Annotated in this window: 17 protein-coding genes; 10 read left to right on the forward strand and 7 right to left on the reverse strand. The window is 42.6% G+C overall.

Annotated features, from left to right (window positions below; genetic code table 11):
- Positions 1-172: 172 nt before the first annotated feature.
- Genes ABUE20_RS15070 through ABUE20_RS15090 form a run of 5 tightly spaced genes read left to right on the forward strand, consistent with a single transcriptional unit; the run spans position 173 to position 6,376 of the window.
- The gene (locus ABUE20_RS15070) at positions 173-1,753 is read left to right on the forward strand and encodes a cytochrome ubiquinol oxidase subunit I (protein WP_408620777.1); all 1,581 of its coding nucleotides are present in this window, start codon (positions 173-175) and stop codon (positions 1,751-1,753) included.
- The gene (gene cydB / locus ABUE20_RS15075) at positions 1,754-2,893 is read left to right on the forward strand and encodes a cytochrome d ubiquinol oxidase subunit II (protein ID WP_408620843.1); all 1,140 of its coding nucleotides are present in this window, start codon (positions 1,754-1,756) and stop codon (positions 2,891-2,893) included.
- A 12-nt stretch (positions 2,894-2,905) separates the two neighbouring features.
- Complete coding sequence (cydX, locus tag ABUE20_RS15080; protein ID WP_408620778.1) at positions 2,906-3,034, forward strand: cytochrome bd-I oxidase subunit CydX; 129 nt, start codon at positions 2,906-2,908, stop codon at positions 3,032-3,034.
- Complete coding sequence (gene cydD, locus ABUE20_RS15085) at positions 2,997-4,727, forward strand: thiol reductant ABC exporter subunit CydD (protein WP_408620779.1); 1,731 nt, start codon at positions 2,997-2,999, stop codon at positions 4,725-4,727. Before cydX ends, cydD begins: the two co-directional genes overlap by 38 nt.
- A complete protein-coding gene (locus ABUE20_RS15090; RefSeq protein ID WP_408620780.1) occupies positions 4,724-6,376 on the forward strand; it encodes an amino acid ABC transporter ATP-binding/permease protein in 1,653 nt (550 codons plus the stop codon). Before cydD ends, ABUE20_RS15090 begins: the two co-directional genes overlap by 4 nt.
- 81 nt (positions 6,377-6,457) lie before the next feature.
- Here ABUE20_RS15090 and ABUE20_RS15095 read toward each other — a convergent pair whose 3' ends face one another.
- Positions 6,458-8,305 (reverse strand): beta-ketoacyl synthase, encoded by a 1,848-nt coding sequence (locus ABUE20_RS15095; RefSeq protein ID WP_408620781.1) that lies wholly within the window; start codon positions 8,303-8,305, stop codon positions 6,458-6,460.
- Positions 8,306-8,414: 109 nt separating this feature from the next.
- Between ABUE20_RS15095 and ABUE20_RS15100 the strand changes: the two genes are divergently transcribed.
- Entirely contained in the window at positions 8,415-9,392 is a 978-nt protein-coding gene (locus tag ABUE20_RS15100) for a GlxA family transcriptional regulator (RefSeq protein ID WP_408620782.1), read from the forward strand.
- A 101-nt stretch (positions 9,393-9,493) separates the two neighbouring features.
- Here the strand turns inward: ABUE20_RS15100 and ABUE20_RS15105 are convergent, their stop codons facing one another.
- Positions 9,494-10,921: a glycoside hydrolase family 1 protein gene (locus ABUE20_RS15105; protein WP_408620783.1), complete on the reverse strand. Its 1,428-nt coding sequence runs from the start codon at positions 10,919-10,921 to the stop codon at positions 9,494-9,496.
- A 277-nt stretch (positions 10,922-11,198) separates the two neighbouring features.
- On the opposite strand from ABUE20_RS15105, the gene ABUE20_RS15110 reads away from it, so the two are divergent.
- Positions 11,199-11,564 carry a DnaJ family domain-containing protein gene (locus ABUE20_RS15110; RefSeq protein ID WP_408620784.1) on the forward strand — a complete coding sequence of 122 codons (366 nt, stop codon included), beginning with the start codon at positions 11,199-11,201 and terminating at the stop codon, positions 11,562-11,564.
- Here ABUE20_RS15110 and ABUE20_RS15115 read toward each other — a convergent pair.
- Complete coding sequence (locus ABUE20_RS15115; RefSeq protein ID WP_408620785.1) at positions 11,556-12,107, reverse strand: RBBP9/YdeN family alpha/beta hydrolase; 552 nt, start codon at positions 12,105-12,107, stop codon at positions 11,556-11,558. The genes ABUE20_RS15110 and ABUE20_RS15115 overlap by 9 nt on opposite strands.
- Before the next feature lie 246 nt (positions 12,108-12,353).
- Here ABUE20_RS15115 and ABUE20_RS15120 point away from each other — a divergent pair, with 246 nt between their 5' ends.
- Positions 12,354-13,226 carry an EamA family transporter gene (locus ABUE20_RS15120; protein WP_408620786.1) on the forward strand — a complete coding sequence of 291 codons (873 nt, stop codon included), beginning with the start codon at positions 12,354-12,356 and terminating at the stop codon, positions 13,224-13,226.
- Here the strand turns inward: ABUE20_RS15120 and ABUE20_RS15125 are convergent.
- Both ABUE20_RS15125 and ABUE20_RS15130 read right to left on the reverse strand, forming a co-directional pair.
- The gene (locus tag ABUE20_RS15125; protein ID WP_408620787.1) at positions 13,223-14,176 is read right to left on the reverse strand and encodes a lactate/malate family dehydrogenase; all 954 of its coding nucleotides are present in this window, start codon (positions 14,174-14,176) and stop codon (positions 13,223-13,225) included. The two genes, ABUE20_RS15120 and ABUE20_RS15125, sit on opposite strands and share 4 nt — an antisense overlap.
- 202 nt (positions 14,177-14,378) lie before the next feature.
- Positions 14,379-14,948: an FKBP-type peptidyl-prolyl cis-trans isomerase gene (locus tag ABUE20_RS15130; RefSeq protein WP_408620788.1), complete on the reverse strand. Its 570-nt coding sequence runs from the start codon at positions 14,946-14,948 to the stop codon at positions 14,379-14,381.
- 94 nt (positions 14,949-15,042) lie between these two features.
- Here ABUE20_RS15130 and radD point away from each other — a divergent pair, with 94 nt between their 5' ends.
- Both radD and ABUE20_RS15140 read left to right on the forward strand, forming a co-directional pair.
- Positions 15,043-16,773, forward strand: coding sequence for a DNA repair helicase RadD (radD, locus tag ABUE20_RS15135; RefSeq protein ID WP_408620789.1), 1,731 nt, complete (start codon positions 15,043-15,045; stop codon positions 16,771-16,773).
- Between the two features lie 33 nt (positions 16,774-16,806).
- On the forward strand, positions 16,807-17,382 hold the full coding sequence (locus ABUE20_RS15140; protein WP_408620790.1) for a DNA-J related domain-containing protein: 576 nt from the start codon (positions 16,807-16,809) through the stop codon (positions 17,380-17,382).
- Here ABUE20_RS15140 and trpS read toward each other — a convergent pair.
- Positions 17,371-18,366: a tryptophan--tRNA ligase gene (gene trpS / locus ABUE20_RS15145; protein WP_408620791.1), complete on the reverse strand. Its 996-nt coding sequence runs from the start codon at positions 18,364-18,366 to the stop codon at positions 17,371-17,373. The genes ABUE20_RS15140 and trpS overlap by 12 nt on opposite strands.
- 202 nt (positions 18,367-18,568) lie before the next feature.
- Positions 18,569-19,597: a porin gene (locus ABUE20_RS15150; RefSeq protein WP_408620792.1), complete on the reverse strand. Its 1,029-nt coding sequence runs from the start codon at positions 19,595-19,597 to the stop codon at positions 18,569-18,571.
- Positions 19,598-19,762: the final 165 nt, after the last annotated feature.

The raw sequence follows: 19,762 nt of genomic DNA on the forward strand, positions 1-19,762 counted from the left end.
AATCTACATCAAGTAATGGCATAATATTAACGTGAAGTTGGGAAGGTTACGTTAAGGAAGTTAATACTTCTCAAAAACAATCAATGAGTGGCGACCAATGAGGCCAACTGCTCATTAAGGCCCATATTTAGAACTACTTTTACAATTATAATTCGTTATTAAGGAGCAGATAATGATTAACGAAACGGTGATCGAGCTTTCTCGATGGCAGTTCGCCCTCACCGCGCTATATCACTTCCTGTTCGTGCCGTTGACATTGGGGTTAACCTTTTTGTTGGCGATCATGGAAACCACATATGTAATCACAGGTCGTCAGATATACCGCGATATGACGAAATTCTGGGGAAAACTTTTCGGGATTAACTTCGCATTAGGGGTTTCTACCGGGTTAACCATGGAATTTCAGTTTGGTACTAACTGGTCGTATTATTCTCACTACGTTGGCGATATCTTCGGTGCCCCTCTCGCTATCGAAGGTTTAATGGCATTCTTCCTAGAATCGACACTCGTCGGCTTATTCTTCTTCGGTTGGGAACGAATGAGCAAAGTGAAACATTTGGTTGTCACTTGGCTCGTCGCTCTGGGTTCAAACCTTTCTGCACTGTGGATCCTTATCGCAAACGGCTGGATGCAAAACCCAGTAGGTGCTGAATTTAACTACCAAACCATGCGAATGGAATTGACCAGTTTCACCGATCTGTTCCTTAATCCTGTCGCGCAAGTTAAATTTGTTCACACCGTTTCTGCCGGTTATTGTACCGGCGCGATGTTCATTCTGGCTATTTCAGCCTATTACCTGTTAAAACACCGGGATTTAGCTTTTGCTCGCCGATCATTTGCCATCGCGGCTGCCTTTGGTCTGGCTGCAAGCCTAAGTGTCATCGTGCTGGGTGACGAATCCGGGTATGAAATGGGTGACGTACAAAAAACTAAACTAGCGGCTATTGAAGGCGAATGGGAAACATCTCCCGCTCCGGCAGCATGGACTCTCATTGGTTTTCCAAATCAGGAACTTCATGAAACCCAATACTCTATTAAAATTCCGGGTGTATTAGGCCTGATTGCAACTCGTTCAATCGATGAACAAGTGAGTGGTCTACGGGATCTAATGAAATATCATCGTCAGCGGATTATCAATGGTATTTATGCTTACCAGCTTTTAGCTAAATTAAAAGCCGGGACTGCCACTGATGAAGAAAAAGCTAACTTTGATAAAGTCAAAAACGATCTGGGTTATGGCCTACTGGTGAAACCTTTCTCTGAAGATATGTATCATGTAACGCCAGAGGCTATCGATAGAGCGGTTCAAAATAGTATTCCTCAAGTGGCTCCTTTATTCTGGGCATTCCGAATTATGGTCGCTTGTGGTGGGTTGATGTTGCTGATTTTCTTGGCTTCTTTTTATCAAAATGCTCGACGTAAAATTGGTCAGAACCGCCTGTTTCTGAAAATCTGTATGTTCGGACTTCCACTTCCTTGGCTCGCATGTGAAGCTGGCTGGTTTGTCGCCGAATTTGGTCGTCAACCTTGGGCGATTGGTGAAATTCTTCCGACTAGTCTTGCAGCTTCCAGCTTATCTGAAGCGGATATTCTGACAACACTAATTGGTATGATTGCTCTTTACACTATCTTCTTAGTCGCTGAGGCATACCTGATGATCCGTTTTGCCAAACAAGGACCCTCAAGTCTGCATACAGGTCGTTATGCCTTAGAGCAAGAAGTTAAATCAGCAACAGCTAATAAGGAGATTTAACTGATGGATTATCAAGTTCTTAAATTCATCTGGTGGATTTTAATCGGTGTGCTGCTTGTCGGTTTCACAATCACAGATGGTTTCGATATGGGTGTCGGTACGTTACTGCGAGTTTTAGGTAAATCGGATACCGAACGTCGAGTTATGATCAACAGTATTGCCCCCCATTGGGATGGCAACCAAGTATGGCTTGTGACTGCCGGTGGTGCTATTTTCGCAGCATGGCCTATCGTGTATGCGACATCATTCTCTGGCTTCTATCTCGCCATCGTATTAGCGTTGGCTGCATTATGGTTTCGTCCGGTCGGTTTTGACTACCGTTCCAAACTAGAAAACAGCAAATGGCGCAATGCATGGGATTGGGGTATTACATTCGGTTCATTTGTGCCACCTTTAATTTTTGGTGTTGCATTCGGGAACCTACTTCAAGGTGTACCATTCCATTTTGACGAATATATGCGCTCGTTCTATACCGGCTCATTCTTTGCCCTGCTAAATCCTTTCGGGATTTTGGCTGGACTAGTCAGTGTCATGATGGTTGTGACTCAAGGCGCAGCTTGGTTACAGATGAAAACGGATTCAGACTTATTGATCCGGGCCCGTAAATGTACAGTGATTACTGGGATTTTAAGTGCAATACTGTTTGCACTGGCTGGTGTTTGGCTGGCTTATGGCATTGATGGATATACCTTAACCAGTGCCGTTAATGCGAATCAAGATCTCACACCGCTGATGAAGCAGGCCACTGTAACTCCAGGGGCATGGCTAGTTAACTATAGCAAATATCCAATTCTGATTGTGGCGCCAGTACTGGGGATCGGTGGGATGTTAATCGCGGCTCTTGCCTCACTAAAACAAAAAGGCGGACTAGCTTTCCTGTTCTCCTCATTAGGGATTGCCGGTATTATTTTCACAGCGGGTGGTTCGATGTTCCCATTCCTTATGCCTTCAAGCACAAATCCAGCCATGAGCTTGACTGTTTGGGATGCAACTTCAAGTCAACATACGCTACTGATTATGTTTTTTGTGGCTTGTGTCATGGTGCCTATCGTACTGCTCTACACCCTGTGGAATTACTGGGTTATGCGGGGACGGTTAAGTTCGAAACACATTGAAGATAACAGTCATTCACTCTACTAAGGGAGTACAGTTATGTGGTATTTTGCTTGGGTTTTAGGTGTACTTCTAGCATGTGCTTTTGGCGTTATCAATGCAACATGGCTAGAATTCCAAGGTTATGAAGGTGAAGAGGTTGAGCAAGACCAAGGATCAAACCAATAAGTCCAGTAACCTGCTCAAAAACCTGCAAGCGCAGCAACGGCAACAGTTCGTTGCTGCTCTTATTGCAGGGGCGATAATCACGCTTTCGATTATTGCTCAAGCAGCATTATTGGCAACTCTCATTAGCCAGCTTATTCTGGCCCATCAATTTTCATTAAATCTCGTTTATTGGCTCACAGCGACATTACTCATCCGGGCCGCAGCCGGTTATATGAAAGATCGATGCTGTGCGAAAGCTAGTACTGAAATTCGTTCCTCTTTGAGGGCCCGGTTAATCGAGCATTTAGCGAAGCTTGGCCCGGCCAGACAAGTCATCGATATGGATGGCGGACTTTCAACAACTGTTTATGAGCAAGTTGATGCTCTAGATGATTATTTCAGCCGATATCAAATCCAGGCCATGCTCTGTGTATTTATTCCATTGGCAATTTTAATCACTGCCGCCTGTGTCTCTTGGTTTGCGTTTGCTGTCTTTATTCTCACAGCCCCCATGGTCATCTACTTTATGATCTTGGTCGGCCAAAAAGCAGCGGATGCCAATCGTCGCCAATTTGCCGTACTCGCGGTTCTATCGAATCAATTTGTGGATTTAACGCGGGGATTATTTCAGTTACGTCTCTTAAGCCGTGAAAAATCAGCGGAACAACGACTTCGCTATAGTGCAGAAGCCTATCAATCCACGACGATGAAGGTATTGCGGCTCGCTTTTTTATCGACCGCTACGCTCGAATTATTTGCTTCTGTATCCATTGCTATTGTAGCGCTGATACTGGGTTTGGGTCTCATCCAACAGGTCCCCGGATATAAAGGTGAAATCTTTTTAAATCTACATGATGCACTGTTTATGTTACTGCTCGCTCCAGAGTTCTATCTCCCATTGCGGCAACTGGGCGCTGATTATCATGCCAAACAAAAAGCAATCGCTGCGGCAGATAGTATTTTGAATATACTATCGGTTGAACTCGTCGAACCCAATGCACAGACGGAACAGACTGTCGACGCAGCAACACAACCTATTTGTTTTAAAGAAATCGACTGGCAAATTGATCAGCGCTATTTATTACAAGGCATCAATCTGACTATTCAACCCGGAGAACGCGTGTGGCTCAGCGGCGAATCAGGGGCTGGTAAATCAAGTTTATTGAATTTACTCCTCGGTTTTACTCAAGATTATCAGGGGGAACTGTTCATTGGCTCGGTCTCACTGCGTCACGTTAATTTAGATCATTGGCGTAAACAGTTAGCCTGGCTACCTCAAACGCCTGAATGGGTCAGTGGAACACTAGCTCAAAATCTAATCCTTGGTTTGGGATCCGTCACCGATATTCAGGTTGCCCACGCACTAGTTCAAGCTGAAGCCAAAGCCTTCGTTCAGGCTTTGCCATTGGGTCTGGATACACCTATTTCTGAATTAGGTAGCGGCTTATCCGGTGGACAATTGCAGCGTCTCTCAATTGCTCGGGCCATTCTCACCGATGCCCCGGTCTGGCTATTAGATGAACCCTGTGCACACCTTGATCCGGAAACGACTGCGGCAATTTATGCCACATTAGAGAAAGTAACTCGAGGGAAAACGACCTTGCTTATCAGCCATGATACTCATCCAATCAGTTGGTGTGACCGTTCATTGCAAATGCAACTGGGACAACTTCACCGAGCAAACATGGTAACGGAACAAGAGATCAGTGCATGAAGTATAATCATAAACTAACCATTCGCACTTTAACGCATACCGAAAGCGGCATGTTATGGCTTGCTTTATTGCTTGGACTCATCGCGAGCCTGTCGGCAGTCTTTTTATTGGCTGTATCAGGCTGGTTTATCACTGCGGCAGGCTTAGCTGGAGTCGCAGGCGCTATCCTTAGTTTTAACTATTTTACCCCCGGAGCTATTATCCGGCTGATGGCTATTTTAAGAACCAGTGGACGTTATTTTGAACAGCTGACTGCACATCATCATCTTCTCAGTTTGCTCAAAGAATTACGGCTCTGGGTTTGGAATCAGCTATCTCGTCACGCCCTTCCCCAATCCTTAAAAATTGGGGATCTCCTGCAACGAATCGTTAGTGATGTTGATCTCTTAAATCGATGGCCGCTTCAAGTTTGGATGCCCCGAATCTATGCCTGGGTTGCCTGTATTGTTTATCTCATTGTGATCCAAATATTTGTTCCGGTCGCCTTATTGCCCATGGCATCTGGATTAATCGTCAATTGTGTCGTCCTTCCCTGGCTAAGTTATCGATTAGGGAAAAAACTGATTTGGCAGTTGCAACTAATTGGGATCTACCGGCGTTCGCGTTTCATTAATTTATTTGGCGCACTTATTACGCTATCTATTCGGGGGCGTTGGCAAAACTACGCACAGCGATTGTTTCATTTTGATAAGCGGCAATTTAGCATTGAATATCGAATGCAGGTCATCGCAGCGGCCACTCGTCACATGATGTTGGCCATTACAGCCATGACTATTGCCAGTAGTTGTATCTTGGCTGCACCTCAATTAGAGGCGGGAACAGTCAACGGCTCCGTATTTGCCGGATTATTATTTGCTCTATTGGGCTTAAACGAAGTATTGAGCCCGTTAGCTATGAGTTTTATCGGCACAGCTCAAGCACAGGTTGGCGTGAAACGTTTAAATCAAATGCGTCCCAAGCATCCCATCGAAACCCCCGAACCCAACCGTGAACTTGCGCCCATTCAATCGATCACGCTAGATCAGATAGATGTTCGCAAAACAGGTGCCGTAAATGGGATTACCGATCTCACGGTTGTCTTTGAAAGCGCGAAGCCAGTTTGGCTCAAAGGACCCAGTGGCATTGGGAAAAGTACACTCCTCGATACATTGGCCAATCAATTACAGCCACAGCAGGGACATATCCACTACAATGGAGAGCCCCTCTCACTTGAACAACGATTGCATTATCAATCTAAAATTGGCTATCTTCCCCAACGCCCATATATTTTTAATCAAACTATTGCCGCTAACCTACGGTTGGCGAATGAACAAGCTTCAGAGCAGCAATTACAAGATGTTCTAACAGCGGTAGGTCTTTGGAATTGGGTACAACATCTTCCTCAACAACTAGATACATTGCTAGGAGCACAAGGGAATAATATCTCCGGAGGTCAGGCCAGACGACTGGGTTTAGCTCGAGTTTTACTTCAGGATACAGATGTATTATTGCTGGATGAACCCTTTGAGGGCCTGGATCAACAATCCATTAGCACCGTAAGTACAGCACTCGCAACACACTATACCGCACCAATTTTAGTGATTGCGAGCCATCTTGAAGTCCCATTGTTTAGCGATTATACCGTATTGGAACTTCAAGCTAAGCCCTAAGCCATCATGGTTTGGACCATTGCCAATGCATCGCATCATCAAAAATGCCAGCGATATTTGCTGGCATTTTGATTTAAAACTTTAAATATAATCTTTAAACGGATTTTCTTGCGGCAATGGAATCGCATGTTCAAAACCGCTTAATTTTAGCTGTGTCGGCTCAATAGAAACATCCTTTTCATCCATCACCGCTTCGCCAAATGAATAAAGCATCGTCTCATCACCTTGGGTCGCCTTATCATCAGCAGCGATTACCCGCTGCGCAACGGTCTCATTACGTGCAACATACTCATCTATCGCCTGTTTACCATAACGCTTAGAGAGCATTGCCAGCGTTTTTTGAGGAGACAAAACCAATCCAGAGGCATTATTTCCACCAAATCCTTTGGCATTTAAAATAACCCCCTGACATTTTTCACCCTGAGGCCCGACAAAATGATGATCGGTCAGAATATTCAGATTAGAACAATGAACATCATCCGCAATATGATCGATAGTTTTAATACCCGGAATATATCCATATTTCCAGACGCCTAATGCCGCTATCAATTGATCACCTGCTGCAACTCCCATTGAGTGGCCAACATAAGATTTAATCGCTGTAACAGGCCAACTTTTAATTCCAAAAGTTTTGGCGACTTCATTCAATATATGACTTTCTGTTACACGGTTTTGCGGGGTTCCGGTTCCGTGCGCATGGACATAGGTAGATTGCAACGCCTCATCACCTAAAATAGCTTTTGCTAATGCGGTCGCTTTTGCCATGGTCACATAATTTCCGACACCCGGCGCAGAAATAGATTTTTTATTAGCATCGGCATTTACAAAGACATCAGCAACTGAGCCATAGATATTAGCGCCTAGCTGTAATGCTAATTGATCATCCATTAAAATAACAAACTGTGCAGATTCTCCCATAATGAAACCGGCATTATCCGAAAAGGGTCGACATGCCCGACGGTTATCCGGTTGATCCGTACCGTCAAGATTACACAGCTTATGATCTTCGGCTAAAGCGCCCATGACCCGGTAACCTTCCATCAACTCCGCGACAATTGGAGCCTCAGCATTACCCACAATCACAACCCGTGCCAGGCCCTGTTGGATATCATTAATTCCTTGCCGCAAGTTATATAGAAACGTTGCGCAAGCCCCCATATTGGTCCCGGTATTACCAATAGAGCTTAATACATAGCTATTAATAAAATCAGCAGGCATTTGAGCAAATGACATAGCCATCATTTTTGAACTCACCCGACCACTAGTCAGCGGCGCCGCCATCATCCCGGCCATGGAGGATTCATCTATCTGCCCCATTGAACTCCCGGCATAAACACTCACTTGATCGGGTGTAATGGCACTTAAGACATGACTCCATTCCAGACCTAACGAATTCATCATATCGGAAGCCCCATAAACACTCAGTTTCAATCCCCGGGGGTGAAAGCGAGCGTTGTAGAGTTTACCGGGATCAAATCCATGTGGAATATTGGCACCACTGCTAACCGGGAAGGAAACCGACTGAGGTAATAACGCATCCAGAGCACCATGAACCGTCACAATAACCTTGCTACCCTTCTCTTCAAGATGCCAATTATCCGGGATCTGATTAGGTAATTTACTCTTACGCAAGGTAAAACTGATCCGATCATTTTCAGAACTTAATGAGGCTTGAGATTGATATAGCAAATGATCAGGGTCAAAACTATCGATCCGACGAACTAAAGTTCCTTGACGGATAGACTCGATAACCTCAGCATCAATAGACTCGGCTTCAAGCCCCATTCGATGGGCGAGATCCTGCCAAGTGGATTGCATCTCATGTTCACTTAAAACATCTGCAATCATCCGTTTATAACTGTGGAATCCCGAACTACGACCTGCCGCATTCACTCCACCAAATCCAACGATAACCGGTAACTTTGTCATTCTACTACCTAAACCAATCTGTTATGACACTATGATTACCAATTTATGATAGTCTGTAATCTGGTATTTATGCCAAAATATATTAAAAATAGGCCAATATGGATTTTTTATGAATGTTTCATTCGCCATTTACCCTCGCGCACTAGTCACCGGGATCTCATTAGCAACAGAAATGCTTTCAAGTGCGGCTAGCTTACGGGAACGTTCGCTACAAAAATCAGATCCACTAACCATCCAGCTCGTCGCTGTATCACTGCAACCCCAAAGACTGACTGGCGGACTCGTTCTCCAACCCAATACCACTTTTGAAGATCATTCCTCCACTCAGGTCATTATACTGCCTCCCATGTGGGGAAATCCTATCGCCACCTTAAACAAGACCCCCATGCTCATACCATGGATCCTTGAACATTATCGCAACGGTTGTCAGATTATTGCGACGGGTACCGGGGCCATCTGGTTAGCTGAAGCCGGATTATTAGATGGTCAGGTAGCCACAACTCACTGGTACTATTATGAGAAATTTGCTGAGCGCTATCCTCGAGTAAAACTCAACCGCAAAGCCTCCATCACATCTGCAGATGGCATATACTGTACCCGGAGTATTAACTCTCAAGCGGAGATGATCCTCTATCTAATTACTGAATTCTTTGGTCAACGCATTGCAAGTATTATTGAAACTCAATATGGGCACGAGGTTTCTAAAACATCGTCTCAACCTTTTTATGAAATTGGAGGACAACTCCAGTTTGATGAGTCGATTGCTCTAGCACAAGATTGGATGAAACGGCATTTATCCGATGCCATTACGGCACAAATCATTGCGGATCAGTGCTCTCTCCCCTTAAGAACCTTTAATCGAAAATTTAAAGAGCAGGTTGGCCAAACGCCGCATCAATATCTACAGCAAATACGGATTAATGCCGCACAGCAGCTGTTACGAGATTTCAGCATGTCCATTCAGGATGTTGCGGAACAGGTGGGATATAAAGATAGCTATCATTTTGCGACTCGTTTTAAACAAATCTGCCATTTTACACCTAGTGAATACCGGAAAATGGTGCAGGCTAAAATCTATAATGCTTAATCCCTCAAAGTTATGCTCAGGATCCCATCTATTCATTTAGATAAAAAAAGAGTGAACCACAGGGTTCACTCTTTAAATTTATTGCTACACATTGAGGACACTTAATCGCCTGATTCAACCAAATCCGCACCGTTGGTACGAATCAAATTTTGATACCAGAAAAAGCTTTGCTTACGAATACGCCGAAGATCTTTTAAATCCGATTCATCACGATTCACGTAAATGAAACCATATCGTTTAGCACATCCCTGATGAGTACTCACCAGATCAATGGCTGACCAAGGGCAATATCCAAAAACTTCCACTCCATCAGTAATAGCTAACTGCATCTGCTCGATATGGGCTTTCAAATATGCAATTCGATAAGGATCCTGCACGGTATCGTCAGCTTCTAATTTATCAAATGCCCCAAGGCCATTTTCGGTGACAATTAATGGCAACTGATAGCGATCATAGATTTGACGCAAAGTACTGCGAAAACCAACCGGATCAATTTCCCAACCAAACTCATTTTTTTCAAGATTAGGATTTGATGTTCCCCGGTACACTCCTGATTCACCCACCACAATCTGTTGATCTCCGGTGGAGTTACGTGCATCTTCACCAGAAACACTCGCCTGAACCGTTGCTGAAGAATAATAGTTAAACGCGACAAAATCCGGATTCGCATGTTTCAGAATCGTCATATCACCCGGTTCAATCACTGGCGTACAATCCAGCTCTTGCATAAAATTCCAGGCAATTGTGTTGTAACGTCCATAAACAGCCATATCTAAATAAAGCCAATTTCGAATGGCCGCAAAGTTATCTGCTGCAATAATATCCTCTGGTTTACTCGTTGCCGGATAAACAGACACAATATTTGGCGCTGGACCTATTTTCGCATTGGGTAATAATTCATGACACAGGATCATTGCTTTTGCCTGAGCCACCAACATATGATGATTTTGTTGATAAATTGATTTGTAGGGATTGTGGGTATCAACACTATTGGTTGTTCCTAGTGCATCTCCATGCAAAATCATCATATTCTGTTCATTGATCGTCAGCCAATAACGAACTCTGTCACCAAATGCCTGAAAAATAACGCGTGCATAACGCTCAAAGGCATCAATAGTGTCCCGGTTATACCATCCCCCCTTCAGCGCTAAAGCATGGGGGAGATCAAAGTGATACATCGTGACAATAGGTTCTATATTATGGGCAATTAATGCATCAATTAAACGATTATAAAAAGCAATCCCTTTTTCGTTTATCTCTCCATCACCATCCGGAATAATTCGTGTCCAGGCAATCGAAAAACGATAAGCTTTTAGGCCCAGCTCGGCAAACAGAGCAACATCCTCGTCAACATGATGATAGTGATCACTGGTTACTTTAAAGTCGGCCGTATTCGGAACTCGGGTCCCCATATCAATTACGGAAGGGCCTTTACCATCCTCATTCCATGCGCCTTCAACTTGGTAAGCCGAAGTGGATCCTCCCCAAAAAAAACCGGGTGGAAAATGTTTCAGTGAACGATGATGCATATATACTCCTATGAATAATTGGAATGCTTGTAACCGGTTTCATTTTACATGGATACTATCGATTATAAAATACGTTCATTGTGATTTAGATCACATTATATTGCCCCATGATCCATGGCTATTTTCACACACGTTACTGAATCAATAAGTTAGAGGCTTACTCATTTCATTGAATATCCATTCGGGGCTGAATTAAAACAGGATTTTCTAGCATAACTTGCAAGCCCCAAAAGAAAGACGTAACTTAACAATAAAGAGCCTAAACCAACAAACAACGATGTCCCTAATCGATCAATTAGCTGAAAAAGCCATCACCCAAGCGATCCAAAAAGGTCAGCTCGATGCACTTCCCGGGCATGGAAAACCTTTAAAACTAGATGATGACTCGCAGGTCCCGGAATCACTTAGAATCGCTTATCGTATTCTTAAAAACGCGGGATATCTTCCTCCGGAACTAGAAGATCGTCAGTTGGCCCTTCAGTTTTGTGATCTACTTCAGGCAGCCACCAGCCAGCCACAATCAGCACAGCAGACCCTAGAAGTAGAACAAACATATCAAAAATTAAAAACCTTAGAGCTTCGCATGCGCATTCAAGGCATCGATACCCGATTTATTCACCACTATCTAAATCAATTAAAGTAACAATGGCCGAAGCAACTGCCACAGGATAGGTAATTGAGTTATGCCATGACGAGCAACAAAATGCCCTGCGTGGGGAATTTCTACTCTTTTCATATCGAGTTGCTGAGCTAAATTTAAGCTCAAAGAAGGAGGAACCACCGGATCATTATCTGAATAAATCATCACTCTGGTTTCAGCTTGCTGCAGCAATTGAGCACACGGTAATAACGTATTTACAAATTCATCCAATTCAGGAAATTGTTTTAATGGTTCGCAAAATCCTGCCACTAAGAATAGTCCTCTAATCCGCTGCTGAGTATGAGCTAAATACCGCAACAATGTGATGCATCCTAAACTATGACCAATCAAAATAGTTGATGGTTTTATCTGAATAGTAGCTTCCAGAGTCTTAAGCCACGGCTCCAAGCTAGGCGTATCGGGAGCTGGCATCTGAATTCGATGAAATACAACGGATGGGAGCATTTGGCACTGTTGTTCCAACCAAGGGAACCAATGCGAATCCGGGGTTGCTGTATAACCATGTACGACATAGATATGCTGCAAAATAGCCTCTACGATGAAGAATCATTACATATTATAGAAATAGTTAATCCATTGAATTTTATTACTTTTGTAGCCAAATTAACAAGGCAAACCTAGAGTCTTATTCAAAATATGTTTAATTTGGGCAAAATCCAACCCTGAAAGATCAACCAGCCTTGAGCGTTAATCTCATAAATAAGTTTCTCACTGAATAGAGATAGCGTACGCTGTACCCCATCGTATTTTTACTCAATCCTGATCTATTCTATGCTTTTACTGATTATCGTTACGATCCTCTGGGCTTTCTCATTTAGTTTAATTGGCGTTTATCTGGCAGGCCAAGTTGATGCGTGGTTCTCAGTCTTAATCCGTTTGCTCCTCGCCGCCCTGGTTTTTGCACCATTTATTCGGTTAAAAATGATAAATATTAAACTAGCAATCCAGCTCATATTTGTCGGCATGGTTCAACTTGGGTTAATGTATGGATTTTATTACCGCTCGTTTTTATACATCACGGTTCCTGAAATACTATTATTTACCGTCTTAACGCCCGTCTATATTACTTTGATCAATGATCTGCTAGAGCGAAATTTTAATGCCCGATTTCTCACGAGTGCCCTGTTGGCTACCGCGGGAGCCGTTACCATGCGCTACCAGCAGATTAATGAACAATTTATCATTGGCTTCTTACTCGTTCAGGCATCCAACCTCTGTTTTGCTATTGGCCAAGTGAGTTATAAACGGATCATTGCTCGACAAACCCAAGATATTTCTCAACTAGCTATTTTCGGTTGGTTCTATATCGGTGCCGCCTTAGTCGCCATTGTGGGTTACACTATCTGGGGCAATCATGCCATGCGCCCCCAAACATCAACTCAATGGCTGATCCTCATTTATCTTGGAATGATTGCATCAGGGTTAGGGTATTTTCTCTGGAACAAAGGAGCGACCCAAGTCAATATTGGAACGTTAGCTATCGCCAACAATTTGCTGGTTCCGGCAGGAATTGCCGTGAATCTAATCATCTGGAATCATAACGCACCAATACTACGTTTAGCCTCGGGAGCTATCATTATGATTGCGGCACTGTACATCAATGAAAAATGGCCTCATCAAGCCACTTTATCAAGAAATCCTTAACAATTTAAATTTAACTTAATTGCTACCGATTCAATGATAATTCGCATTTTATTCGCAATGGATTGTAATGTTGCCAAATCATCTGCCACTAATGGTTGTTCTAAGATTTTCTCAACACCATAGCGACTCACAACCGTGGGAAGACTCAACACAACCCCGTGTAATCCATAATAGCCATCGACCATCACACCAACCGGTAAAACCGAGCGTTCATTGACAGTAATAGCCTGAATAATTCGAAAAACACTAGCAGCAACACCATGAGTGGTATTATGTTTACGACGAAAAATTTCATATCCAGCCTGACGCACATCATTCAATAACATATCGGGTTGAATGCTCGCTAACTGGTTTTGTTGGCAATAAGAATCGATACTTTGGCCTGCAACGCTTACCAGATTCCACGGCATCAAACAATGACTCCCATGTTCACCCAAGATGTAGCCAAATATATTCTTAGGGTCAATCCCCACCCGGTCACCAATTAATTTCATCAACCGTGCGGTATCCACAACACAACCACTACTGATCACCTGATGAGACTCAAACGAAGTATTCTTAATAATGGCATACGCAACTAAATCACACGGATTAGATACCACGATCAAAATAGTATGAGGTGCAAATGTTTCCACCTGTCGAGCAATGTCAACACCAATCTGACTATTCACTTCAGCCAAATCCAGACGAGACTGACCTTCTTTTATTTGTGCCCCGGCGGTAATCACAACGATATCCGCATTCACTAATAGCTGATAATCACTCCCAGCTGTTAAATGAGTATTTTTAGTAAATGTTAACGCACTGGTATGTCCGAAATCTAAAAGTTCACCTTCGGCTCGCTCCTGATTCGTATCCAGTAACACTAATTCACTACAGTTTCCCAGTGCCAATATATAGTTGCAAATACTGACACCGACCGCGCCAGCTCCGATAATTCCGATCTTCATCGTCGATCTCTCAAAAATATATCACTGATGATTATAGATAGGTCATTCCCTGTTTTTATTCAAATAAAGTACAGGCCATTTAAGTTAACAAAATCACGGTCCTTCATTGGGAACAATTCAAAAAACGGATCTCTGCCATGATCAAACAACTATAAAAAATCCAGGACCGAGCCTGGATTCTTATCACATCAGGGCTGAAGACTTAGTGACCACAACCACAGCCATCGTGGTCACAATCATCGTGTCCACCACCGCCACAACATTCACCACCATGACCACCACAGCACTCACCATCATGATGATGATGTCCACCTTGACCATGAACATGCCCATGAGCCAATTCTTCTTCGGTTGCATCCCGAACATCTTCAACACTCACGCTGAAAAACAGATCCATACCGGCCAAAGGATGATTCCCATCAACCACGACTTCTTCATCATTCACTTCTAAAACCATAACTGTTTGTTCACCGGCATCTGTAGAAGCCCGGAACTGCATACCCGGTTGAACCTCGATCCCTTCAAACATGGATTTAGGCACCGCTTGGGTTAAATTATCATCGCGCTGGCCATAGGCTTCATCAGCCACAACTTCTAATTCAAACTGATCGCCAGCGGCTTTTCCCATTAACGCATTTTCCAAACCAGGGACCAAAAAGCCATGTCCAGCGATATATGACAGCGGTTCTTTCCCAATCGAGCTGTCTAGTTCAGTACCCTGAGATGATACCGTATAATGAATCGAAGCCACTTTATTCTGTTCAATTTTCATAATTAATCCATGTCCGGAACATAAAGTGTCGAGTGTAGCGTTATCTGCTGGTTATCGCTAGAATGATACGCAAATTCTTGGATCAATTTTTAATTTGTTTCAATTAAGAGATTATCAACAACAAGCTGTCCATGCTGTGATTCAGCATTTTAGACATTCAGATGAATCTGCCCTTATTGTTTTACCAACAGGAGCTGGGAAAAGTCTGGTGATTGCTGAACTAGCGCGATTAGCCCACTACCCCGTCTTGGTCCTAGCCCATGTGAGTGAACTCGTCGAACAAAACGCCAGCAAATATCAGGCATTAGGGCAATCATGCTCAATCTACGCTGCGGGACTAAAAAGCAAAAATACTGATTTTCCCATCTGTTTTGGCAGTATTCAATCCGTTGCCAATAATCTGAACGATTTTAGCCAATATTTTTCATTGGTTATTATTGATGAGTGTCACCGAGTCAATGCCCAAAAAGATACTCAATATCAGCGTCTCCTAACTCATCTGAAACAATTTAATCCCCACCTAAAAGTACTGGGTTTAACCGCGACACCCTATCGTTTAAATCAAGGATGGTGTTATGAATATGATTACCGAGGTTTTGTACGCCCTGTCAAAGAGGCTGCTTTTAAGCACTGTATCTATGAATTACCGCTCAGAGTGTTAATTACCCGGCATTATTTAACACCCCCACGTCTCATTGATGCAGCTATTGCTGAATATAAATTTGATGATTGCCAAAATAATCGCGGGATCTTTGAGCCTGAAAGGATGAATCATCTATTACAAGCATCACAGCGAGTAACACAATCCATCATTCAGCAAATCGTGGATTTATCACTGCAGCGACAGGGAATTATGATTTTTGCCGCAACCGTTGAACATGCTCAGGAGATTATGGGGTATCTTGCCAACGAATCTGCAGGTCTGGTGATTGCCGAAACACCATCACCAGAAAGAGCCCGTATTATTCAGCAATTTAAAAACAGAACCATTAAATTTCTGGTTAACGTATCCGTACTCACAACCGGATTTGATGCCCCTCATGTCGATTTTATCGCCATTCTTCGCCCCACCGAATCCGTCAGTCTCTTTCAACAGATTATTGGTCGAGGGCTCCGTCTATCCGAAGGGAAACAAGAATGTCTAGTTATCGACTACGCGGGAAATGGTTTCGACATCTATCAACCCGAAATAGGTAGCCCAAAGCCAGACTCGGATAGTGTTCTGGTTCAAATCAAATGTCCTGAATGTGGCTTTGAAAACAACTTTTGGGGACATATATCTGCTGAAGGTGAAGTACTAGAACATTTTGGACGACGCTGCCAGGGAATTATCGAAATACAGCATCAGATCCAACAATGTCATTATCGTTTTCGTTATAAACAATGTCCGCAATGTTTGACCGAAAATGATATTGCTGCTCGGATCTGCCAACATTGTAAATACCGGTTAATCGATCCGGATGATTTGCTAAAAAAAGCATTAAATTTAAAAGATGCCAAGATTATTCGCTGTAGTGGTATGTCTTTTTCAAAACAAAATAATATATTAATCATCTGCTACTACGATGAAGATGGCATGGAGCTTAAAGAAAAATTCAATTTTTCTAAATCAGATTCCATGCAAAAATTTATAGCTCTTTTTGGTAAACGACAATGGCAAACACCCATCGAAATAACCCATATCGATCAGGTTTTAAATTACCAACATCAATTTAGACATCCCGATTTTGTGATTGCCCGAAAAAGTAAAAATCATTATTGGAATATTCAAGAACGGATCTTTGATTATCAAGGACGATATCGACTCGCAAATCAGCTACACTAAGTACACCATTCACTAATAAGATTGATAAGTCATATGGCCTATGATTTCAGTAATCCACTCAATAGCGATATTCTATTTATGCTGGTGGATACAACTATTTCACTTCGGGAATATGACCTCATTACACACCTGAATAAACATCTTTTTTTTAACTCAATAGATGTACCATCTAACGAGCTTCGGTTATTTAGACGACACTTTGCGGTAATGAATAGTTTATATCAACTTAGAGCACTACTTTATCCTTATGGGTTTAATCTCTTTATTTCATCTTTAGCAATCAAATTAGAGCCTATAAAGCCGAATCAATCCATCAGCCAAGCGTTAGACATTCATGATCCTCTAGCCGATTATTATCTGGATTGGCAACACTTCAACCAAACGAATGAAGATGATGTTCTTCAATTACTTACTCAATTTTGGCGAAGTTTTAACCGCCATGAATACGCAATGAAAGCACTTCAAACACTCTCACTATCTGAAGGCGCAACTCAAGATGAAATTACCAGGCAATATCGAAAACTTGCGCTTCAATATCACCCGGATCGAGGTGGCGATAAGGAACAATTTCAACAAATATGCGATGCCTATCAGAAATTAAAGGCGTAACCCATAAGCATCTTTTACCGCATTCACGACTTCATTAGTTTCAATACGGGCGCGTTCAGTACCCGCTTTCAAAATATTAAGCATATACTGACGATCAGCCATCAATTTTTCACGTCGTTCCCGAATAGGTCGGATCAACTCCTGAAGGACTTCTTCCAGAATCGATTTAATTTTGGTATCGCCTAAACCACCGGCACGATACTGAGCTTTTAAATCACCGACGAATGCTTCATCAGGATGAAACGCATCAAGATAAGTAAAGACAACATTTCCTTCTACCTGACCTGGATCGGCTACTCGGAGATGATTAGGGTCGGTATACATGGCGCGCACAGCTTTACGAATATCATCTTCACCACTACCTAACATAATGGTATTGCCTAAAGATTTAGACATTTTAGATTTGCCATCAACAGATGGTAAACGAGAAACTTTAGATAAAATGGGCTTACATTCAACCAGTAGTTCTTTGCCAGCCAGACGATTTAATTTACGTACGATTTCATTTGTCTGTTCCAACATCGGTAACTGATCATCCCCGACAGGGACCAAATCTGCACGAAAAGCTGTAATATCCGCTGCCTGGCTAATCGGATAGGTAAAGAAACCAGCCGGAATGGAATCACCAAATTCTTTTGATGCAATCTCAGATTTAACCGTAGGATTACGTTCTAGACGGGCTACCGTGACTAAATTAGCATAAAACATGGTTAATTCAGCTAAGGCAGGTAAAGCAGATTGCTGACAAATAGTCGTTTTCTCAGGATCAATCCCTACGGCGAGATAATCAGCTAAAACCTCAATAATATTTTTTGAAACTTTCTCTAAATGAGTTCCGTTATCAGTGAGAGCCTGCATGTCTGCAATCAAAATCGTCTGCGGATACTGTTCCTGCAAACGAATACGCTGTTGCAGCGAACCGACAAAATGCCCTAAATGTAGTGCACCTGTAGGGCGATCACCGGTTAAAATTTTTGAACTCATCATTACTCCTGACAGATCAATGTCTTTCAGGACGGAAGACAAGGATTGCCCGTCCTTAAAGACGGTAAAGATTCTTTAATACATATTGTTACATATTAAAATTGACGAACCTAACTGAAACGAAAGGTATCGGCGTTATCATCACAAAAAAGGGCTGGAAAATCCAGCCCTAGCAAATCATATAAAATGACGACAACAATAATTAGAAGTCGTATTCCATACCAACAGAGAAGGCGTTTTCTGCAACGTCACCGCTGTATGCAGCAGTTTGGTTATGGGTATTCTGGCCTTCGGAATTTTGCCATTCGAACCAACCAAATGCAGCTGGGTTGAAGTGATATTCAACACCGGCCAAGAATGCACGGCTAGCGTAACCATCAACAGAACTATCGTGCTGCATGCTATAACCAGTATACAAACGAGTTGCATCTAAAGTATAAGCAGCTACAACATCATAAGTTTTCAGTGTGATGTTACCTTGTTCAGCTTGGTCATAGAAACCAGCTAAGTACAAATCGTTCCAAGTCCAATCCAGACCAAGACCCCAATCGTTTTTGTTACCTGCTTGAGCTTTACTATAGGCTGTAGTATCTACACCATTCAAGTTCTGATGAGAGTAGACAGCATGTACGTTCAGACCTGCTCCGGCATCGACACTTACACCAGCACTATAAGCGCCTGATGTATCAGTACCACCGATAGTTGCTTTATTATTTTGGTCATTGAACTGATAGTTCAATTCCATAGAAACTGGACCGAAAGTATTCGCATAGCTCACCTGGCTTGATTCACGATCAACACCATATAAACCGTTATCAGAGTTCATACCGAACTCGTTGAAAATATCGGTCAATACCAACAAATGAGTATAGTTTGCTGGATAGAACTGACCTAAAGTCACGCTACCGGCTTCGTTAAAATCAAAACCAAGATAAACATAACGGCTATGGAAATGGTCATCAGGATCGGTGTCACCGCCAGTCTGACCAGAAACTTCCCATTCAGCTTTAAAGAATGCTGACATATCATCGTTTACTTTGCTGGTACCTTTAAAACCAAAACGAGGTTTACCAATCATGGTAGTATTGGAATTATTATCAGCATCAACAGTCATGTAAACACGACCATACATATCCAGACTTTTAGAGTCAGTTTTATAGATATTCGCAGCATTCGCAGCAGAAGCGGCCAGCAAAGCTGGAACAGCTAGAGCTAAAAGAGTTTTTTTCATTGTCCTGTGCCTTTATAAGTAATTAAACACATAATCCTTAGTATTCGCAGTCTGACAGTTAAATTAACTATCGCAATTGAGCGTACCACTGGATTTTTAATTTCGCAATAAAAAATTGAACTTTTTACAAAAGCTGTAACCATTCGATTTTTCAAGTTTTTTTGT

It is taken from the genome of Celerinatantimonas marina (genome assembly GCF_046054165.1).
Lineage (GTDB): Bacteria > Pseudomonadota > Gammaproteobacteria > Enterobacterales > Celerinatantimonadaceae > Celerinatantimonas.

What these genes read in the sequence shown, in the direction of transcription:
- ABUE20_RS15070 (WP_408620777.1), top strand. Translation starts at nt 173, where the DNA reads ATGATTAACGAAACGGTGATCGAGCTTTCTCGATGGCAGTTCGCCCTC.
- cydX (WP_408620778.1), top strand. Translation starts at nt 2,906, where the DNA reads ATGTGGTATTTTGCTTGGGTTTTAGGTGTACTTCTAGCATGTGCTTTT.
- ABUE20_RS15090 (WP_408620780.1), top strand. Translation starts at nt 4,724, where the DNA reads ATGAAGTATAATCATAAACTAACCATTCGCACTTTAACGCATACCGAA.
- ABUE20_RS15095 (WP_408620781.1), bottom strand. Translation starts at nt 8,305, where the DNA reads ATGACAAAGTTACCGGTTATCGTTGGATTTGGTGGAGTGAATGCGGCA.
- ABUE20_RS15100 (WP_408620782.1), top strand. Translation starts at nt 8,415, where the DNA reads ATGAATGTTTCATTCGCCATTTACCCTCGCGCACTAGTCACCGGGATC.
- ABUE20_RS15105 (WP_408620783.1), bottom strand. Translation starts at nt 10,921, where the DNA reads ATGCATCATCGTTCACTGAAACATTTTCCACCCGGTTTTTTTTGGGGA.
- ABUE20_RS15110 (WP_408620784.1), top strand. Translation starts at nt 11,199, where the DNA reads ATGTCCCTAATCGATCAATTAGCTGAAAAAGCCATCACCCAAGCGATC.
- ABUE20_RS15120 (WP_408620786.1), top strand. Translation starts at nt 12,354, where the DNA reads ATGCTTTTACTGATTATCGTTACGATCCTCTGGGCTTTCTCATTTAGT.
- ABUE20_RS15125 (WP_408620787.1), bottom strand. Translation starts at nt 14,176, where the DNA reads ATGAAGATCGGAATTATCGGAGCTGGCGCGGTCGGTGTCAGTATTTGC.
- ABUE20_RS15130 (WP_408620788.1), bottom strand. Translation starts at nt 14,948, where the DNA reads ATGAAAATTGAACAGAATAAAGTGGCTTCGATTCATTATACGGTATCA.
- ABUE20_RS15140 (WP_408620790.1), top strand. Translation starts at nt 16,807, where the DNA reads ATGGCCTATGATTTCAGTAATCCACTCAATAGCGATATTCTATTTATG.
- trpS (WP_408620791.1), bottom strand. Translation starts at nt 18,366, where the DNA reads ATGAGTTCAAAAATTTTAACCGGTGATCGCCCTACAGGTGCACTACAT.
- ABUE20_RS15150 (WP_408620792.1), bottom strand. Translation starts at nt 19,597, where the DNA reads ATGAAAAAAACTCTTTTAGCTCTAGCTGTTCCAGCTTTGCTGGCCGCT.